The sequence below is a fragment of the Thalassotalea sp. SU-HH00458 genome, assembly GCF_040362795.1.
In the GTDB taxonomy this organism is placed as follows: domain Bacteria; phylum Pseudomonadota; class Gammaproteobacteria; order Enterobacterales; family Alteromonadaceae; genus Thalassotalea_H; species Thalassotalea_H castellviae.
Map to the genome: position 1 here is coordinate 302,721 of NZ_BAABWW010000003.1, position 17,681 is coordinate 320,401.

General features: G+C 37.2%; 16 protein-coding genes and 3 tRNA genes. 11 read left to right on the forward strand and 8 right to left on the reverse strand.

Annotated elements, in window-relative coordinates; all coding sequences use genetic code 11:
* Positions 1–29: 29 nt before the first annotated feature.
* A complete protein-coding gene (gene ggt / locus ABXH06_RS06615) occupies positions 30–1,799 on the reverse strand; it encodes a gamma-glutamyltransferase (RefSeq protein ID WP_353517683.1) in 1,770 nt (589 codons plus the stop codon).
* 20 nt (positions 1,800–1,819) lie between these two features.
* Entirely contained in the window at positions 1,820–2,410 is a 591-nt protein-coding gene (locus ABXH06_RS06620) for a tRNA-uridine aminocarboxypropyltransferase (RefSeq protein WP_353517684.1), read from the reverse strand.
* A gap of 33 nt (positions 2,411–2,443) precedes the next feature.
* On the opposite strand from ABXH06_RS06620, the gene rrtA reads away from it, so the two are divergent.
* Positions 2,444–3,049 carry a rhombosortase gene (gene rrtA, locus ABXH06_RS06625; protein ID WP_353517685.1) on the forward strand — a complete coding sequence of 202 codons (606 nt, stop codon included), beginning with the start codon at positions 2,444–2,446 and terminating at the stop codon, positions 3,047–3,049.
* Positions 3,050–3,162: 113 nt separating this feature from the next.
* On the opposite strand, the gene ABXH06_RS06630 is transcribed toward rrtA, so the two are convergent.
* Positions 3,163–4,029, reverse strand: a complete 867-nt coding sequence (locus tag ABXH06_RS06630) for a flagellar protein MotY (protein WP_311576158.1) — start codon at positions 4,027–4,029, stop codon at positions 3,163–3,165.
* 174 nt (positions 4,030–4,203) lie between these two features.
* Here ABXH06_RS06630 and rnt point away from each other — a divergent pair, with 174 nt between their 5' ends.
* Positions 4,204–4,899, forward strand: a complete 696-nt coding sequence (gene rnt / locus ABXH06_RS06635; protein WP_353517686.1) for a ribonuclease T — start codon at positions 4,204–4,206, stop codon at positions 4,897–4,899.
* 59 nt (positions 4,900–4,958) lie between these two features.
* Here the strand turns inward: rnt and ABXH06_RS06640 are convergent, their stop codons facing one another.
* The 3 genes from ABXH06_RS06640 to gltX form a co-directional block, all read right to left on the reverse strand.
* Complete coding sequence (locus ABXH06_RS06640; protein WP_311576165.1) at positions 4,959–5,333, reverse strand: hypothetical protein; 375 nt, start codon at positions 5,331–5,333, stop codon at positions 4,959–4,961.
* A 96-nt stretch (positions 5,334–5,429) separates the two neighbouring features.
* Positions 5,430–5,951, reverse strand: a complete 522-nt coding sequence (locus ABXH06_RS06645) for a hypothetical protein (protein ID WP_353517687.1) — start codon at positions 5,949–5,951, stop codon at positions 5,430–5,432.
* A 104-nt stretch (positions 5,952–6,055) separates the two neighbouring features.
* Positions 6,056–7,468, reverse strand: coding sequence for a glutamate--tRNA ligase (gene gltX / locus ABXH06_RS06650; RefSeq protein ID WP_353517688.1), 1,413 nt, complete (start codon positions 7,466–7,468; stop codon positions 6,056–6,058).
* Between the two features lie 255 nt (positions 7,469–7,723).
* Here gltX and ABXH06_RS06655 point away from each other — a divergent pair.
* The 3 genes from ABXH06_RS06655 to ABXH06_RS06665 all read left to right on the forward strand — a co-directional run bounded on the left by ABXH06_RS06655 (position 7,724) and on the right by ABXH06_RS06665 (position 8,025).
* A tRNA-Val gene (locus ABXH06_RS06655) sits at positions 7,724–7,799 on the forward strand.
* 35 nt (positions 7,800–7,834) lie between these two features.
* Positions 7,835–7,910 (forward strand) — tRNA-Val (locus ABXH06_RS06660).
* 39 nt (positions 7,911–7,949) lie between these two features.
* Positions 7,950–8,025: transfer RNA gene (locus ABXH06_RS06665), tRNA-Val, on the forward strand.
* 604 nt (positions 8,026–8,629) lie between these two features.
* Here the strand turns inward: ABXH06_RS06665 and ABXH06_RS06670 are convergent.
* Positions 8,630–8,857: a helix-turn-helix domain-containing protein gene (locus ABXH06_RS06670; RefSeq protein ID WP_353517689.1), complete on the reverse strand. Its 228-nt coding sequence runs from the start codon at positions 8,855–8,857 to the stop codon at positions 8,630–8,632.
* Between the two features lie 273 nt (positions 8,858–9,130).
* Here ABXH06_RS06670 and ABXH06_RS06675 point away from each other — a divergent pair, with 273 nt between their 5' ends.
* From ABXH06_RS06675 to ABXH06_RS06695, 5 genes are all read left to right on the forward strand, one after another.
* Entirely contained in the window at positions 9,131–9,376 is a 246-nt protein-coding gene (locus ABXH06_RS06675; protein WP_353517690.1) for a hypothetical protein, read from the forward strand.
* The gene (locus ABXH06_RS06680) at positions 9,363–10,541 is read left to right on the forward strand and encodes an Arm DNA-binding domain-containing protein (protein WP_353517691.1); all 1,179 of its coding nucleotides are present in this window, start codon (positions 9,363–9,365) and stop codon (positions 10,539–10,541) included. The genes ABXH06_RS06675 and ABXH06_RS06680 overlap by 14 nt, the downstream gene beginning before the upstream one ends.
* Positions 10,534–11,457, forward strand: a complete 924-nt coding sequence (locus tag ABXH06_RS06685) for an HD domain-containing protein (RefSeq protein WP_353517692.1) — start codon at positions 10,534–10,536, stop codon at positions 11,455–11,457. The genes ABXH06_RS06680 and ABXH06_RS06685 overlap by 8 nt, the downstream gene beginning before the upstream one ends.
* Positions 11,458–11,473: 16 nt before the next feature.
* On the forward strand, positions 11,474–12,031 hold the full coding sequence (locus tag ABXH06_RS06690; RefSeq protein WP_353517693.1) for a hypothetical protein: 558 nt from the start codon (positions 11,474–11,476) through the stop codon (positions 12,029–12,031).
* 85 nt (positions 12,032–12,116) lie between these two features.
* Positions 12,117–13,487, forward strand: a complete 1,371-nt coding sequence (locus tag ABXH06_RS06695; RefSeq protein WP_353517694.1) for an AAA family ATPase — start codon at positions 12,117–12,119, stop codon at positions 13,485–13,487.
* Between the two features lie 234 nt (positions 13,488–13,721).
* Here the strand turns inward: ABXH06_RS06695 and ABXH06_RS06700 are convergent, their stop codons facing one another.
* Positions 13,722–15,914, reverse strand: a complete 2,193-nt coding sequence (locus tag ABXH06_RS06700; RefSeq protein ID WP_353517695.1) for a multiheme c-type cytochrome — start codon at positions 15,912–15,914, stop codon at positions 13,722–13,724.
* Between the two features lie 206 nt (positions 15,915–16,120).
* On the opposite strand from ABXH06_RS06700, the gene fucP reads away from it, so the two are divergent.
* Positions 16,121–17,542 (forward strand): L-fucose:H+ symporter permease, encoded by a 1,422-nt coding sequence (gene fucP / locus ABXH06_RS06705; protein WP_353517696.1) that lies wholly within the window; start codon positions 16,121–16,123, stop codon positions 17,540–17,542.
* Positions 17,543–17,681: the final 139 nt, after the last annotated feature.

Genomic DNA, 17,681 nt, shown 5'->3' on the forward strand with positions numbered 1-17,681 from the left:
TTTTTTACTTATTTTTTCAAATGATTTATTTATTGCCCCATCACCTTGCCTTCACGACGCGGATCTGCACCACCAACTAAGCCATTGTTTTTCACTTCTATCACATGTAAACCACTGTTTAAATCTCGCACAGCAATATTATGCCCTTTCGCTTCTAATCCTGATTTCAACTTAACAATTGAAGTGCCTTTCTCCAACGTTGTCACTTTATTTCTATTGGTAATTTTAGGAAGATTTATTGCTTGTTGCGGATCGAGTTTCCAATCCAACATTGCTAAAATCGTTTGGGTTACATAATTGATAATACGACTTCCACCAGGAGAACCCACCACTAACTTAAGTTTTTCCCCTTCAAAAACCATCATAGGCGCCATTGAACTGCGTGGTCTTTTTAATGGTTCTAAACGGTTTGCAACAAGCTTACCATTTACTTTCGGTGACAATGAAAAATCCGTGAGTTGATTATTTAAAATAAAACCTTCAACCATCACCGCTGAACCAAACGCCATTTCAATACTAGTAGTCATAGACACTGCATTTCCTTGATCATCAACAATAGAAATATGACTCGTTGACGGTAATTCCATAGCAGAGTCATCAGCTAAAGCTATACTTGCTTCTGGACTACCAGGTAAAGCCTCTCCCATATCTTGGTGGATATTAATTAGCTTTGAGCGCTCGGCTAAATAATCTTTTGACAATAAACCGGAAACGGGCACATCAACAAAATCGTTATCTGCGATATAACGATTTCTATCGGCAAAAGCTAAGCGTGAACTTTGAGTATATAAATGAGAAGTTTGTACATCTTCAAGTTCTCGTTTATGTAATTGAAATGGCTCTAATTGCGACATAATTTGAATGACAGCAATTCCGCCGGAGCTTGGTGGCGCCATACCGCATACTTTATAATTACGATAAGGACCACAAACAGGTTCTCTTTCTATGGCTTGGTAGTTTTTCATATCCGTCAAAGATAAGCGACCTGGCGCAATCGAAGAATGTTGTACTGCTGAAACAATTTTTTCAGCTATCCAGCCTTGATAGAAAGGTGTAGTCCCCTCTTTTGCCAGACTACGGAAAACCTTAGCAAGTTTCGGATTTCTTAATTTATCACCGGCTTTAATCGCTCGTCCATTTGGGAAAAAATAACGACGTATTTCAGGTAGCTCACTGATCCCCGGATTGAACTGCATTTGAACCAATTTTTCTAATCGAGGAGAAACCCGAAAACCTCTTTCAGCTAAATTAATAGCATCTTTAAATAAAGTTTCCCAAGGTAATTTACCGTACTGTTGATGGGCCTTTTTCAGTGCTGCCAATACCCCAGGGACTCCAACTGAGCGTCCACCAACCACAGCTTTTATCCATGGAATAGCTTTTCCTTGTTCATCTAAAAATAAGTCAGATGTCGCTAACGCAGGTGCTGTTTCTCTTCCATCAAATGTCGTTAGTTTTTTTTCGCTATTTTCCCAGTGAAGAATAAACGTGCCGCCACCGATACCAGATGATTGTGGTTCAACTATCGTGAGCGCTAATTGCACGGCAATAGCAGCATCAATAGCACTGCCGCCTTTCGCTAAAATGTTATAACCAATTTTACTCGCATATGGATTTGCGGCAGCAACCATAAACTTTTTGGTTTTAACTGCTTTCTTTTCAGTAAGGCCAGTGGCAGCCTCTGGCTCCCTGTCTTCTTGTACAAAAGCTTTAGTGTCAAAAGGCTGAGCATTAACTGAATTAGGGTTAAAAACCAATAATGCACTAATACAGGCAACTTGATAAAACTTTACTAACATATTATTCCTTTGTTTTTATATTAATTTTTTGGGACGAATGATAATTGCATTTGATTAAATTGTTTAAATTTTTCCAGTAACCCCACATATTTTTCAGTATTATTTTCCATAAGCGCTAAGCCATAACAACAAGCTTCTAGACTTGATAATGCTCCTTGCTTTTTTGTCTTTCTGATCTGATATTGACCTTGAATATTTTCAGGTAATATCCGATGAGGTAAATGGTGTAATACCTCATTTATCATATAGATCCGAAACGCTTTTTTCCATGTGCCATCAAGTAAAATAATACACTTTATAATTTCATCAGCTTTAACTTCACTATTTTTTACTATCTTTTCTGCTTTTTCTGACGGGTATAATAATGCGATATGACCTTGATATTGTGCTAATACCGCTAAAAACTCTTGATGTTGTGAAATGTCTTCAGCAATGATCACCTGACATGAAGATAAAGATTGCGATAACAATGTTACCGTTCCCTTGCTTTGTTTTACTTCACTGGGGTGCTGAAGTATTACCACATGAATATCGTTTTTCGTCGGATGAATTAAATGACAAATACAACTAACTTGTGGGCGCTGACATACGTTACAATAAGGTCGTGACATAAAATAATAACATTCACTTAAAAATATAAGACTATGTTCCAGTTAAAAAAATTTCCAATTCAAACCACTCATTTACTTGCACCATTACTTTTGCTCATTGTCGCTTTATGTTGTTTTGTTTTTAATAGTCAAATAAGTGAAGCTTTTATCTATAAACGTTCGCTTATTGCTGACCATCAATATTGGCGTTTGTTTTCTGGACACGTTTTTCACACTAATTATGCCCATTTATTATTAAATACGCTCGCAATAATTTTACTTTGGGCTTTACACGGTCAATATTATTCTACAAAACAATATTTCAAGCTTGTTTTCTTCAGCAGTATTGCTATTAGTATTGGAATATATTTTTTTACCCCAGAAATGAGCGAGTATGTTGGTTTATCTGGAGTACTACATGCTTTGTTTGTATGGGGCGCATTAAAAGATATTGAGCATAATGAAAAAACTGGTTACCTATTAATTTTAGGGGCAATCATTAAAATCATTCATGAGCAATGGTTTGGCGCAAGCGAAGAAATCGCGCAACTTATTCACGCCAATGTGGCCATAGATGCACACCTATGGGGAGCTATTTCAGGCCTTAGCTATTATTTACTGTCGTATTTTTCAAAGAAAGTTGACAAAAAACCGGCTTGATCTGATTGGTATCTCATTATTATTAACGGTAAATTTTTCAGTTAGATAGCAAAAGCCCAACTTATCACTAAGTTGGGCTTATCAAAAATGAAGTTAGATTGTCATTATATGCGTTATGGTTTGTCCATTCTGATCACAACGCGCCTGTTTTTAGCACGACCTAATACCGTGTCGTTAGCCGCAATATGTCGTTTTTCACCATAACCTTTTGCTTCAATACGACTCGCATCAATGCCGTTTTGAACAAAGTACTCTCTAATTTTATTCGCCCGCTTTTCTGATGTTTTCTGGTTAATATTACGAGCCCCATAGCTATCAGAAAAACCATCTATTAACACTAACTCTAAGTCAGTATCTAAGCTTAAATATTCTTTGATCATGGCAATTCTTTTTTGAGATGATTTCGTGAACTTATCACTACCAAATTCAAAATTTAAAACCGTATAAGCGATATCATCAAAACTGTAATTTAATAAATTGCCGACACAGCCAATAAACTCTTGATACGCTTTATGAAAACGAGACGTGGATAATCCAACCGCTATTTTATCGTTATCGTTATACCAATCATTATAATAAAACGTCGGACTCATCCCTTGTTCAAGCTCAGATAACATAGTCCAGGCAACTTTTTTTGGTAAATCAGGAGCAAATTGCTTATGCAGTTTCATATCGGCTAACGTTCGACTTGCAATACCGGGTCGCCAATTTGGAGCTACCGCTCTTACTTGTGCTAATGAATAGTTATCAGGCAGACGCAACATATCTAGTTCAAATTCCATATTAGTTTTACGATTGGCGGTACTGTAAAACTTGGCTTCACCATAATTAGGAATTTGGTGCGATAATGTACATTTTAGTCGAGAATCTTTTTTTAACTGCCACTGTGAACTACCTAAATCAGCATGATACTGCCTGATCCCGGCATTGGCCTGGCTAACAAGTATGCTCAAACTTATGGCTATTAACGTTTTTTTCATAACTATTTTATCTGTTTACTGAGCTTCATAAATTTTATCGACTCATTATCAAATAACTTTAACAAATATTTATTCATTCTGGCTTAACTTGGTAAAAAATTCTAGAAAGACTTTAGTTAACTAAGCATTATCTGCGATAATAACCATCGAATTAAAGAAATAAACTAATAATATATGACTGAAGAAGTAAAACAATCACAGAATGCTAACGAGAAAGAAAAAACAGCCTATGCCATGCGTTTTAGAGGTTATTATCCTGTCGTAGTAGATGTTGAAACAGCAGGGTTTAATGCTAACACCGACGCATTATTAGAAATTGCTGCAAGTACCTTACAGCTTGATGAAGAATCAGGTTTGTTTAGTTTAGATGAAACTATTCACTTTAATATAGAGCCATTTGAAGGGGCAAATTTAGAGCCTGCAGCGCTAGAATTTACCGGTATTGATCCTACGAATCCGCTTCGTGGCGCCATCAGTGAAGAAGTAGCCTTGAAAGCAATTTTTAAGCTTATACGTAAAAAAATGAAAGCAGCCGGTTGTCAACGTGCAATAATGGTAGCCCATAATGCTGCCTTTGACCTTGGTTTTGTTAATGCTGCAACTGAGCGATGTAGCATAAAACGATCACCTTTCCATCCTTTTGTGAGTTTTGATACAACAACCCTTTCTGGACTTGCATTGGGGCAAACTGTACTAGCAAAAGCCTGTAAAACAGCAAAAATTGATTTTGATAATAAAGAAGCGCATTCAGCATTATATGACACAGAAAAAACCGCAGAATTATTTTGTTATATCGTCAACAAATGGCAAGCATTGGGCGGCTGGCCACTTAATAGTGATCATGCAGAAGTAGAAAATTCTGAAGGATAGCGAAGCTTATAAACTCACGATTAAAATCAGCTTTTACTATGTTAATTTCCAACATTAATTCAAAATAAAGAAGGTGATTTAGTACGGTTGTTTTTTCGGCAAAGTAAGTTTCTTAACGCTAAAATCAATAAAGTGAACGCAGCAAATTGATAAAATGGATTTACTGTACTCATTAACACAAAAATACCTATTGCTGCATAAGTGTATGGCAAATATTCATAAATTAGTTCAGGAAAAAGATATTGAATTGAGTTAGCCTTGTGCTTATCTAACCGTCGGTGTGCCGAGCGAGAAACTAACACTATACAGGCAACAGCATAAAAAATTCCCGCCGAAAAAATCAAGGCCCATTCGTCACCAAGCACCAGCAAACCACCACTGGCTAAAAAGTACAGGTAAGGTAAATTTTCATAGACTAATTTTGGTAACACCATGATATTTCTCTCCTTGTAATATATTATTAGTGTAGCGTTAAATACCAGAATCGCTAATGATATCTATTATTCTGCTTTCCGTTACAAGCAACTTTTTTAGACATTTTCATCTTGTAGCCATTCCACGTAACTAATAAAAAAACCTTGCCAAAAGTCCGTATTTTCACTGATATGTGCCAATTGCTTTCCGAAAATTTCCAATTTTTCCAAATCAAAAATCGCCGTACTATCTGGAACAAATTTAGGCTCATCTTGTTCAGTAAAATGAAAAAGTAAATCAATACATTCAACAAACCCAGTTAATGATGTAGCAACAAGAGTTGTCTGCCATTGGTGTGTTGTTTCGTTAAAAATTGCCGTATATACGGGGAGTTGAGTATTATTTATCTCCACATAATAAGGATCGCCTAACTCAGTATCTTTCGCGATCACCAACCAATGTCGTTGCCAACTGCCCGGTTGATTACTGGCGATATTTGCTCCGTTTTTATCAATAGAGTAACCAATTTGTGCCTTTTTAATCGCACGCTCTTCAGTGATAAGTTTAATACCTTGTGGACCTAAATAAGCTTCAGGTTGCGCTGAATTTAATAACGAGACTATTTCAGTTGTATCCATTTTTTAACTCTTAGGTGCATTCATTATTAGTCATTTAGCTAGATAAAAAAAACAAAAGCCAATGTCTCAAAAAGATCATTGGCTTTGGCTCATAGCTTCATTGGTTAACTATTAGCAATTCGTGCTTCAACTACTGCTAACGCTTGGTCGATTCTGGCAACGACTTTGTGTTGATCAAGCAAAGCTAACGTTATATCTAAGGATGGTGAATTTCCGCCACCTGTTGCCGCAACACGCAATGGCATACCTACTTTACCCATACCAACTTCTAATTCAGCAGCGGTATCATTAATCGCAGCATGAATAAGCTCTGGCGACCACGTAGTTAACTCGGCTAATTTCTGTTTCACTAAAATTAATGGCTCTTTGACTACTGGACGTAAGTGCTTTTTAACGGCAGTAGCATCTAATTCCGTAAAATCTTCATAAAAATAACGAGAAATTTCAGCCATTTCTTTTAAGGTTTTGACTCGATCAGCTTGGACTTTTACGATTTCTTCTAAGGCTGGACCATTATCCGTGTTGATCCCCTGCTCAGCCATATGCCAAGCGAGATGTTTAGCCACATATTCTGGAGCCAAGGTTTTCATGTAATGTTGGTTGACCCATATAAGCTTGTCGGTATTAAAGCCTGACGGTGCGCGATTACAATCTTTCAGGTCGAATAACTCGATCATTTCTTCACGAGAAAATATTTCTTGGTCGCCATGTGACCAACCTAAACGCACTAAATAGTTTAATAATGCTTCAGGTAAGTAACCGTCATCTCGATATTGCATAACACTTACCGCACCATGACGTTTAGATAATCGTTTACCGTCATCCCCCAAAATCATCGGAATATGTGCATATTCAGGAATTTCTGCACCCAGTGCTTTTAAAATATTAATTTGTTTAGGCGTATTACTAATATGATCGTCACCTCGCACAACATGCGAGACTTTCATATCCCAATCATCTACCACCACGGTTAAGTTATAAGTAGGTGTACCGTCGGTACGCGCAAGAATTAAGTCATCTAATTGCTCATTGCTAATCGTGATATCGCCTTTGACCATATCTTTAATAACCACATCACCGTCTAATGGGTTTTTAAAACGAATAACATAAGGTTGATCTTCAGGGTGATCAGTGCGGTCACGCCACATACCGTTGTATTTTTCAATTTCGCCTTTTGCCTTTGCTTCTTCACGCATGGCATCAACTTCTTCCGCGGTACAATAACAACGATACGCATGACCAGACGCTAATAATTGCTCAATAACTTCTTTATAGCGATCAAAACGTTTAGTTTGAAAAAACGGGCCTTGTGTCCATGCTAAGTTTAACCAGTTCATACCATCCATAATGGCATCTACCGACGCTTGGGTTGAACGCTCTAGATCAGTGTCTTCAATGCGAAGAATAAAGTCACCGCCATTTTTCTTTGCATATAACCAACTATAAAGTGCGGTACGCGCACCACCAACATGAAGGTATCCCGTAGGGCTTGGTGCAAATCGAGTTGTTAAGCTCATAAAAGTCTCACTATTATATTCAGACTAAGGAGTTGCCAAAGTCGTAAAATGATGTCTATAAAAATTGGCGACATTTTAACAGGCAATGAAACTGAATACATCTATTGTCTAAAACAAACCAACAAAAAGAATACAAAATAATCAAGCTGTTGATAATTGCAGCAGTTAAAATAAATTAATCAAAAAAAGCTAAAAAATGCTTTAGTTTTAGTTGACAGCCTTTACGATCTCCCTATAATACGCCCCCACAGAGATGGACGATTAGCTCAGTTGGGAGAGCACCGCCCTTACAAGGCGGGGGTCACTGGTTCAAGCCCAGTATCGTCCACCAATTCTGTTTACAGAATATCTCTTGATAAAATGATTGGACGATTAGCTCAGTTGGGAGAGCACCGCCCTTACAAGGCGGGGGTCACTGGTTCAAGCCCAGTATCGTCCACCACTTTACTTTACCCTGATTCATATCATATCTGATATATATGGACGATTAGCTCAGTTGGGAGAGCACCGCCCTTACAAGGCGGGGGTCACTGGTTCAAGCCCAGTATCGTCCACCATATTATTGTTTTTATTACGAATTAAAATTTCATTTTTTCCCTAATTTTTACCCTTAAAGTATAAAGGTCGCAATTTCGATTAAATTACAACTTTAAAACCACTATAATTCCACCTCATTTTTTTACCATTTTTCGACCTTAAAAAACTAATTTTTCAACAGAGTTTTTTTTCTCTGTGACAAGAATGTGACAAATTAGTGACAGTTTTGAAAATCAGCATTTTTGATGTCTTTTGCTAATGACCTTTTCCCTGATTCTGTCACTAGAAATTTTTTCAACTTTAAATTGGATACTATAAACATCAAAAATTTAAATGGTGCATTCTGTCGGTTTTATTCTACAAGCTAATATTTTTAGTTTTTAACTTCACTACATCTTAAACTTTCTGTATTTCAACTTATCAGCTCAGTAATTTTTTTGTTCCTTTTAATAATTAGTGGATACATAACGGTTTTGCCTATAAAAGTAAAAGCGAGCAACTTGTGCTCGCTTTTATTATACAGACTAACTAAACTCAACAACCAAAATTCAGGCTAATTGACAGTTTCTGCTCCTATACTAAAACTATCGCAAGCTAATACGATATTTTGAAACATGTAAACAATTAATCTTTATCAGGAATATATTCAACTAAATCTTCGATCTTGCAATTAAAATAGCGACATAACTTATCTAGGTTATCCGTATTAATACTCTGCCCTTTTTTGTTCACTATTTTTGATAATGTCATCCTATTTACATCGCATTCGCGAGCAAGTTCTACAAGAGTGATCTGACGATCCTCATTAAAAGTTTTTTCTGCAATTAATTCACGTAATTTAAATCTAAGCATTCTAATTAAGCTAATTTATAAGGTCACTTGCCTATATATACTAGCAAATGATAATTAAAAGTGATGAATAAAAGAATACTCCAATTACAAGGTTTAGTCGAATAGTAAACTAAATATTTACAACTCAGCTAAATATCAAGTTCAAAACAGAACCTAGTGATAATTTAAATTATCACTTGACAATTAAAGCAATCACCAATATGCTTATAATCATCATCAATTGACAATATAAATAATCATTTGATGATGTAACTTAACTTTTGGAGATTGATTATGAAAAAAGATCAAACCTTTTTAACCACATCAGAGTTGTCAAAACTCATTAAGTACGACAGTCGCACCATTCGTGATCGTTTAAAAGATTCGGTATTGCTTGAAGGAATTCATTACATACGCCCTTTCGGTGGCCGAAAAATTTTATACATCTGGGAAGCTATCCAAAAAGATATTGGTAAAAAATCTACCAATGCTTTTGAAATTCCAATGGCAAACGGAGGGATAGCTCATGGGACATATTAGAGTCAGAAAAGAAACGGGTAAATTGTACTTTGACTTTAAGTACAAAAACCTTCGCTGCAGGGAACAAACAGCATTAAGTGACAACCAAACTAACCGGAAAAAATTAAAGGGTTTACTAACTCAGATTGAAGCACTCATTCTAGTGAACCAATTTGATTATGCTAAACAATTTCCTGATAGCAAAATGCTGCCAAAACTTGAAAAGTCGCATAAAACGATGATTCAAGTGACAAACGGCACGCCAAACTTTGAGGACTTTGCCAATACTTGGTTTGATGAAATGCAAACAAGTTGGCGTATCAGCTACAAAGAAAAAGTACGTCATATTTTAGATAACCGGATACTGCCAAGGTTTGAAAAAGAAGATGTCGGCCAAATCACCAAAGCAGATTTAATGCAGTTTCGCGCACAGCTCGCCAAAGTCACGCGCAAAAACGGCAATCCTATTTCTGCAGGCCACATTAATAAGCATATGAAAATCTTAAGAATGATTTTGAATGAAGCAGCCGACCGTTATGATTTTACAACACCTTATCGTAACATTAAACCGCTTAAGGTACCTAAAACAGACATTGCACCATTCACGCTTGAAGAAGTTAATTTAATTCTCACGACTGTTCGTGCTGATTTTGTTAACTATTTCTTATTACGTTTTTTTACTGGCTTAAGAACAGGTGAAATTAACGGCCTTAAGTGGCAATACGTAGATTTTGAAAACCGGCTTATTTTTATTCGGGAGTGTCTACTTAACGGCAGAACTGAGTATACAAAAAATGATGGTAGTTACCGTGAAATTCAAATGTCACAGCCGGTATTTGATGCCCTACGTAAACAAAAGCTAATAACCGGTGATTACGACTATGTTTTTGCTAACAACAATGGTCAGCCACTTGATAATAACAATGTTGCCAAACGTGTATGGCACCCTTTACTTCGAAACTTGGGTTTAGAGCCTCGATCTCCTTATCAGTCACGCCATACGAGCGCTACACTCTGGCTGGCATCAGGTGAATCCCCTGAATGGATTGCAAAACAAATGGGGCATTCAACCACCATGATGTTATTTCGGGTTTACTCACGCTTTGTGCCCAACCTCACACGCAATGACGGTAGTGCATTTGAAAACCTTCTTAAAAATAACCTTTCAGGAGTAAATCATGACTAATTTACACAACACCCAACTTATGACTGCTACTGTTGAGCAATCAATTCAACCTTTATTGACTGAGGTAAGTTCTTTTAAACGTTTTAAAGGGGCATACAACCTTGTTGATAGCACTGAGCGTATTGATAAATCAGGTAAAGCTTATTGGATAATTAAACTTTCAGACATCAGTACCAGTATTAATGTTTACTGCTTTAATATGAATGAGTTCATTGAGCAGCTAACACTTAACTCAATTGTTCATATTGAAGCAACCTTAAAGTATGTAGATGGCCATCAGTATGTTCGCTGTGCTTTTTTGCAAACACTGCCAACTAATGTGAGCAATCAGCTACTCAGCATAAACTTACTGCCAAGTTGTTATTGCCCAGCACCGGAAATGCTCTTAGAGCTGAAAACCTTGGTTGATAGTCTATCATCTCGTCATTTAAGTAGATTTATCTCGGATGTTTTAGTTGGTAGCGATATTGGTATTAATTACCTTCAGTGCCCTGCAAGTCTGCGACACCATCACAACTTTACGGGTGGCTTACTCGCGCACAGTATTGATGTTGCCAACAAACTATTAAGGGAGAATCAATTTAAAGGCGTAGAGCGCGATATTGCCATTATCGCCGCACTAATTCATGACATAGGTAAAACAAAAACCTTGTCCTCGGATGGTCAAAGAACACATTTAGGTAATTTAGTCGACCATGATGAATTAACACTGGAAATATGTGCTAAGGCTTTTGCAAGGCTTGATAAATTTGAGCCTAAAAGTGCTTTACTACTTCGTCATATTCTCACCTGTGCAAGCCCAGGAAGTCGCTATGGCTATGAAGCAATAACACCAATTGCATCAAAGCTTCAGATAGCAGACAAAGCAAGCGCTTCAACGCACTTTGCCTCATCTACCCTTGCACAAATCGCTTAACCGTAGGAGATAACTCATGACAAATACAAACTCACCTTTAACAAATGAGAAGAATACCGCTTTTTTGAGCAGTGTAATCAAAGTAAACAACGAGAGTAATCCTGATGTGCTAAGCAAGAAACAATGGGCTATGAAGTACGAGGATAAGCTACCTGGGTGCTGGACATTACAATACCAAACAGAGCTAAACAAACGCTACTCACACTATCTCGATGAAATAGAGGCTAGATTGCAAGCAAGCCAATACGAGATTGAACTCACCAATATCAAGTGCGAGCGAAATGCAAGGTTTTCTCAAATCTTGCTCACGGTACAAGTAACCCCATTTACCAGCAATATTCAGCTTGTACTTAAAACAAAAGATGGGGATGAAGTGTCTCTTTGCTCGCTGAAAGAGATAGCAGAGGAGTTTGATGATGAGTTAACTTTTGAGAATCAAAAGATTAATCTTGCACAAGCATTGAACCAAAGAGTCCCTGACTTTTGCTTACCTGCGGGTCAGCAACTGCTATTGAGAATATCTGGCGGTATTTTGCTCACTGACAACATTTTACTTATTGCCAGCTACACGTAGTCATACTCCCACATAGACATAGTGACAAAGATGTCACTGTGTCTCCCCTTCTCTATTTTCTTGTTTTCACCTATAGGTATTTCTCATGAGCCATTTAACTAAAAATCAATATGATTACTGTCACTTTAAACTATACGCGCAACTAGATAATTTAAAACGCTTTGACATGATGACCACTATCACTACATTTTCACTTGCTACAGCTTGTTGCTATATCGATGATGACCGTCACTTGCAGGACATCATTAGCTTTATGTCCTTTGAGCAACAAAAAGGCTTCAAGTCACTTATTAGTACAATACAAGAGATGCCTCCTACTCCTGAGTTTGTGGTAGAAGTACAACAGATGATAATGAGCGTTTTCAAAGACTTCGAAGTAACCATATCAGTACTAGCAACCGTCGCAGATATTTTGGGTGTTACCTTCAGTGACGACTTAACTGGGCAGGAAGAGAGCAAACATAAGTTTGAAGAAAACAGTGGTGAACAACCTGAGCTAATACCGATTTTCTCCAAAGAAGGGTTAGCGATTGAAATGAAACACAGAAAGCCTAAAGATATGCCAAAACTTAAGGAGCTTAAAGCATTAGGGCCAAACAAAACACTGTATTATGCACAGCGTAATACAGTTAAGCAGTTATCATCACTAGCGACATCATTCCCTAACTTTCAGCCTGTAATTGCCCAAGTAAATGCTGCCTGCCAAGTAAGTTTATTAACAAAAACGCCATTATCATTACCCGTCATTAACCTGCAAGGTCATCCTGGTATTGGTAAAACACAGTTTGTTAATGCCCTAGCAAAAACACTATCGTTAGAGTTTTTTACCATTAATGCCGCTGCCATGACCGGACGGTTTGAGCTATGTGGTGGTAACCCTCAATATGGCGATGCTGATGTAGGAGCAATAGGCAGAATCATGTGCTTTGAAGCAAAGTCCGCATCGCCCATAATTCTCATTGATGAGTTATGTATGGCTAAAGATAATCATCAAGAAAGTATTATACAGCCACTGTATTCCTTTTTTGAGCGAGAGCAGCGTAAGTGCTTTAAAGAAAACTTTCTGAACATTGAGTTAGATTTGTCTGGCGCTATTATCTTTACCACCACCAATGATTTTGAATCGCTAAAACCCGCATTAAAATCTCGTGTAGTGAATATAGATATAGAAGCACCTACGCCAAACCAAATGCAAGCAATAGTCCAGAGCATATATGAACAGTGTTTAGTTGATATGAAACTTGAAAGCTATTTCTCCAACAAACTATCAGCTAAGTTACTATCAGCCCTTTGTCACTTGCCACCCAGAAATGTTTCTGAGCAGTTAAGGCTCGCCATTGGCAAAGCATGTGTTCAGGCTAACGACAAAGATCTGGTGATTTTAAAGTTAAGCGATTTAAATATGTTAGATAATGACAATGAGCCAAACCAAAACCATCCTAATAAAGTCCACTAAAAAGTTAGCTTGTAAATATAAAAGGCTCAGTAACAATAAAAAGTTGTTTCTGAGCTTTTTTGTATGGCATCACTACAATCAATGATAAGAGCTTCTTTTACAATCATCATATAACTCTACCCTAAAATCTAAGTCAATTTGAATAGTTTTTTCATAATAGTCAAAACCGCATTATAAAATAATTTTAGAATATATATTCTATGGCGCTTTCGCCCCCACAATGAGATAAAAACTTTAAATTTTCAAAAACCAGTCGTAGTCAATTTTGCTGTTTAACTTTTGTGATAAATAAAGGCCCAGTTCTTTTAATTGGCTTTTATCAGGGTATTTAGGTGTTAGCCTTTTAAGTTCAGTGAGTGCGTTTTGACTGTCCCCTGTACCATCCATTGCAAGCACATAGGTATAAGCGTACTGTGAATTTTGTGAGTCAAGAGTTATTGATTTTTCGAAATATTCAATCGCCTTAGCAAGCTTTTGTTGTCGAACAAGGTGTAAGCCATAAGAATATGCAAGCGCGCCTGATAACGGGTTATTCTTCATTCCTTGACGAAGTACTGAGTTGACTGAAGAAGTACGTTGTTGGCTTCGGTATAAATCAGCTAAGTTAATATAGCCAGCATCAAAATAAGGCTCTATTTTTATCGCTTGCTTAAGTGCAGATTCTGCGCCCAGCGTATCATTCACTTCTAGCGCTATCATCGCTTGATTAGCACGCCCTTCTCCTCTCCAACTGTTTATTTCGTTGGTACGGGTTAATTCTTCAAATGCGCTTGAAAATATAGACTGATTTTCGCTAGAAATTGCTGTAGAAACCAAACTTCTCGCCGCGGCTACTCTAATTGCTTTTAACTTATCGTTTAATAAAGGACTTAGGTGCCTTTCTCTTTCTTTTGGCGCTAGCAATAATCCAACGCTTGCTGCACTTAAGCGTAATAGTGGTTCGCTGTGTTTTATATAAGGTTGAAGTTTATTTGCAGGTATAGATTGAGTCGTGTAACTCAGCATTTGTAAAGCACTTGCCCTACTGATGACATCAAGCTTTTCATCCGCGATTATCGATAAATGCTGCGCGACTGAAATGCTCTGCCCTGCATTTAACTTCATTAATAAACGTTTACTTGGTAATAACGCCTGAGGTTTACCATGCCACTTGGTTAATTTTTTATCTGCCCAACTATTGCTTTTATCATCATGACATTTAATACAAGCATTAGGGGTATTAAACTGCTGTGATAAATCAGGACGTGGAATTTTGAAACTATGGTCACGCCTATCATCTACTCCCATGTAACGCGTCTCAGGCATATGACAATTCACGCACTGAGCGCCTTGTGAATTTTCCTGATGTTGATGATGCTCTTTTACGTTATACACTTCGCCACTATGGCATTGAAGGCATAATCCGTTTCCTTCAATTTTTATTTTCATGGTGTGTTTATCATGACAATCTAAACAGTTAACGCCTGCACCATACATTTTACTTTGTAAGAATGAACCATAGACATACACTTCTTCTTTGATTTGTCCGTCAGCATGATAATTAGGAGCCGCGGGGAGTTGCGGTGTGAATTGTTCAAGAAAAGGTTTATTTTTTTTAAAACCATCTGTTAATGGAGAGCGTAATGAGTGACAAGCAAAACAGTTATCCATAAAACTATTGTCGCGTTTCTCTCCTTGCCAATGAGCTATTTTGTCATTTATATTGCGAAGCCAATTTCCAAGTGGCGGAACCATGGCTGCTCGATGGCTACTTTCTTTATTTTGTTTTTTTCCATGCTCTGACATATCACCATGACATGACAGACAACCGACATTTATATTGTCAAACTGGGTATTAAAACTATTTTGCTTTGTATCGTAATTTCTCTCTAAACCATCAGAATGACAATCGGCACACATGCCATTCCAGTTTTGTAACGGTTGACGCCAGTGTAGTCTATCTTCAGGACGAATTTCTTCATGGGCATAATTATGATACCAACGCTGGCCGCCTTCTTTTTTCTCTCGAGAGTCCCAAGCAAAGGGTAACACTTGCAATTTACCTAGCTCAGTTTCAACTAAATATTGTTGTAGCGGAAAATGACCAAAGGTATATTTTATCGGGTAAGTATCTGTTTTATCATCATAAGAAATAGTTACCAAGTAGCGATTATCTTTAATAAAAAAACGAGCTTTTTGGCCATAGTGCTCAACATCAACATTATTGAAATTAGCCAAAACGGATGTACTATCTGCGATAGCCATTGATTTTGCATGATCGGACTTTTCCCATTGTTTATGCTCAAACTCATGACAGCTAATGCATTGCGTACCTTTAGGTAGACTATCTATTTGAGCTTCCACCTGTTGGGCATAAGCAAGTGAAGCATTACTTACGTTAAAGTAATAAAAAATTAGTAATAATAATACTTTAATAAACTTATTCAAAAAACATTCCTAACATACTATTTAATTCGTTTATCTTTATCGCCTACATTTATTCAGTAAATATTTTAAATATGATTGACAATGAAACCTCTTAAAAGTAACTTAATGATGAACTTTATATATAAAAGCCATAATAACAGATAAATATGGTTCAGCAAAACATTTTGAATGCTGGACTTACTATATAATGATTGGGGACATTTTAAATGAATAGCATAGCTCATTCAGAAACTAACGTTGAACAAGAAAATTTAACATCCAGCAAGTCAAAGGTTTTAAGTAAAGAATATATTTTACCGTTTATATTAGTTGCTTCACTATTTCCGCTATGGGGTTTTGCTAACGACATCACAAACCCATTAGTGAAAGCGTTTAAAGACATCTTTTTAATCACTAATGCACAAAGCTCTATGGTGCAATTTGCCTTCTATTTAGGCTACGGCATTATGGCAATTCCTGCTGCAATTTTCATTCGCCGCTTTTCTTATAAGTCGGGAATTTTATTAGGGTTAGGCTTATACGCTGTCGGTGCCTTATTATTTTTACCTGCTAGTATGACCGCTCAATTTAACTTCTTTTTATTAGCACTTTGTGTATTAACTTGTGGTTTGGCTTTGTTAGAAACGACGGCGAACCCTTATGTACTTTCAATGGGTTCACCTGAAACATCGACTCAACGTTTAAATTTAGCACAAGCATTTAATCCAATAGGCTCTTTAGGTGGCATGTTTGTCGCCTCAAACTATATTCTTAGCGAATTAAAGGTAGAAGAATTTAGAGCAGCAGAGCGAGCTGCTCACCCTGAATATGCAGAAATGCTTCCGTCAGTTGTTGACGGCAAGCTCACCGAAGCATTAAGTAATTTTTCTCAAACGGAGACTGTTACCCACCAAGCGATGCAAGCTGCTGATTTAGTGACTGTTCGTGGTCCGTACATCGCTATAGCTGTTGTTGTCGCCGTGCTGTTTTGTATGTTTTTATTCAGTAAATTACCCGATACGATTAGCCATGATGAACCACTAACCAAAAAAGTATTAAAAGACACTTTTGTACGATTAATTAGTAACGCACGTTATCGTGAAGGTGTTATTGCTCAAGCTTTTTATGTTGGCGCACAAATCATGTCTTGGACGTTTGTTATTCATTACGGTATGACATCAGTTGGTTTAACTGCCGCAGAGGCTCAGCAATACAATATGATAGCGATGGGAATTTTCTTAGCTAGCCGCTTTATTTGTACCTTTATGCTTGCTTTTATTCGTCCAGGTCAATTGTTATTGTTACTTGCTTCAGGTGGTATGTTGTTAACTATAGGTACGATATTTATTGGTGGTATGACCGGTTTATATTGCTTAATTGGTACTTCTGCTTGTATGTCATTAATGTTCCCGACAATTTATGGTATTGCATTAAAAGATACTGGTGATGATGCAAGTTTAGCATCCGCTGGCTTAGTTATGGCGATTGTAGGTGGTGCTTTAATGCCACCAATGCAAGGCAGTATGATTGATGGCGGTTCACTAATCGCTGATATTCCAGCTGTACAAACTTCATTTGTCTTACCGTTTGTCTGTTTTATCGTTATCGCTATTTACGGTTATAGAGCGCATAACATCCACAAAGTTTAATTTTTTGTATAACGGTCAAAAATATAAGAGCGACTATATTGTCGCTCTTTTTTATGCCTGAGAAAATGGTTGTGTGGTCTGATAACTCTATCAATAATCTGTTACAGCTTTAGCTCAATCGCCGGTTTAATTTTCTCAC

Bases quoted from the DNA above. Each gene is read 5' to 3' on its own strand.
- ABXH06_RS06640 (WP_311576165.1), bottom strand. From the start codon at position 5,333: ATGGTGTTACCAAAATTAGTCTATGAAAATTTACCTTACCTGTACTTT.
- rrtA (WP_353517685.1), top strand. From the start codon at position 2,444: ATGTTCCAGTTAAAAAAATTTCCAATTCAAACCACTCATTTACTTGCA.
- ABXH06_RS06630 (WP_311576158.1), bottom strand. From the start codon at position 4,029: ATGAAAAAAACGTTAATAGCCATAAGTTTGAGCATACTTGTTAGCCAG.
- fucP (WP_353517696.1), top strand. From the start codon at position 16,121: ATGAATAGCATAGCTCATTCAGAAACTAACGTTGAACAAGAAAATTTA.
- ggt (WP_353517683.1), bottom strand. From the start codon at position 1,799: ATGTTAGTAAAGTTTTATCAAGTTGCCTGTATTAGTGCATTATTGGTT.
- ABXH06_RS06620 (WP_353517684.1), bottom strand. From the start codon at position 2,410: ATGTCACGACCTTATTGTAACGTATGTCAGCGCCCACAAGTTAGTTGT.
- ABXH06_RS06680 (WP_353517691.1), top strand. From the start codon at position 9,363: ATGGGACATATTAGAGTCAGAAAAGAAACGGGTAAATTGTACTTTGAC.
- rnt (WP_353517686.1), top strand. From the start codon at position 4,204: ATGACTGAAGAAGTAAAACAATCACAGAATGCTAACGAGAAAGAAAAA.
- ABXH06_RS06695 (WP_353517694.1), top strand. From the start codon at position 12,117: ATGAGCCATTTAACTAAAAATCAATATGATTACTGTCACTTTAAACTA.
- ABXH06_RS06690 (WP_353517693.1), top strand. From the start codon at position 11,474: ATGACAAATACAAACTCACCTTTAACAAATGAGAAGAATACCGCTTTT.
- gltX (WP_353517688.1), bottom strand. From the start codon at position 7,468: ATGAGCTTAACAACTCGATTTGCACCAAGCCCTACGGGATACCTTCAT.
- ABXH06_RS06670 (WP_353517689.1), bottom strand. From the start codon at position 8,857: ATGCTTAGATTTAAATTACGTGAATTAATTGCAGAAAAAACTTTTAAT.
- ABXH06_RS06675 (WP_353517690.1), top strand. From the start codon at position 9,131: ATGAAAAAAGATCAAACCTTTTTAACCACATCAGAGTTGTCAAAACTC.
- ABXH06_RS06645 (WP_353517687.1), bottom strand. From the start codon at position 5,951: ATGGATACAACTGAAATAGTCTCGTTATTAAATTCAGCGCAACCTGAA.
- ABXH06_RS06685 (WP_353517692.1), top strand. From the start codon at position 10,534: ATGACTAATTTACACAACACCCAACTTATGACTGCTACTGTTGAGCAA.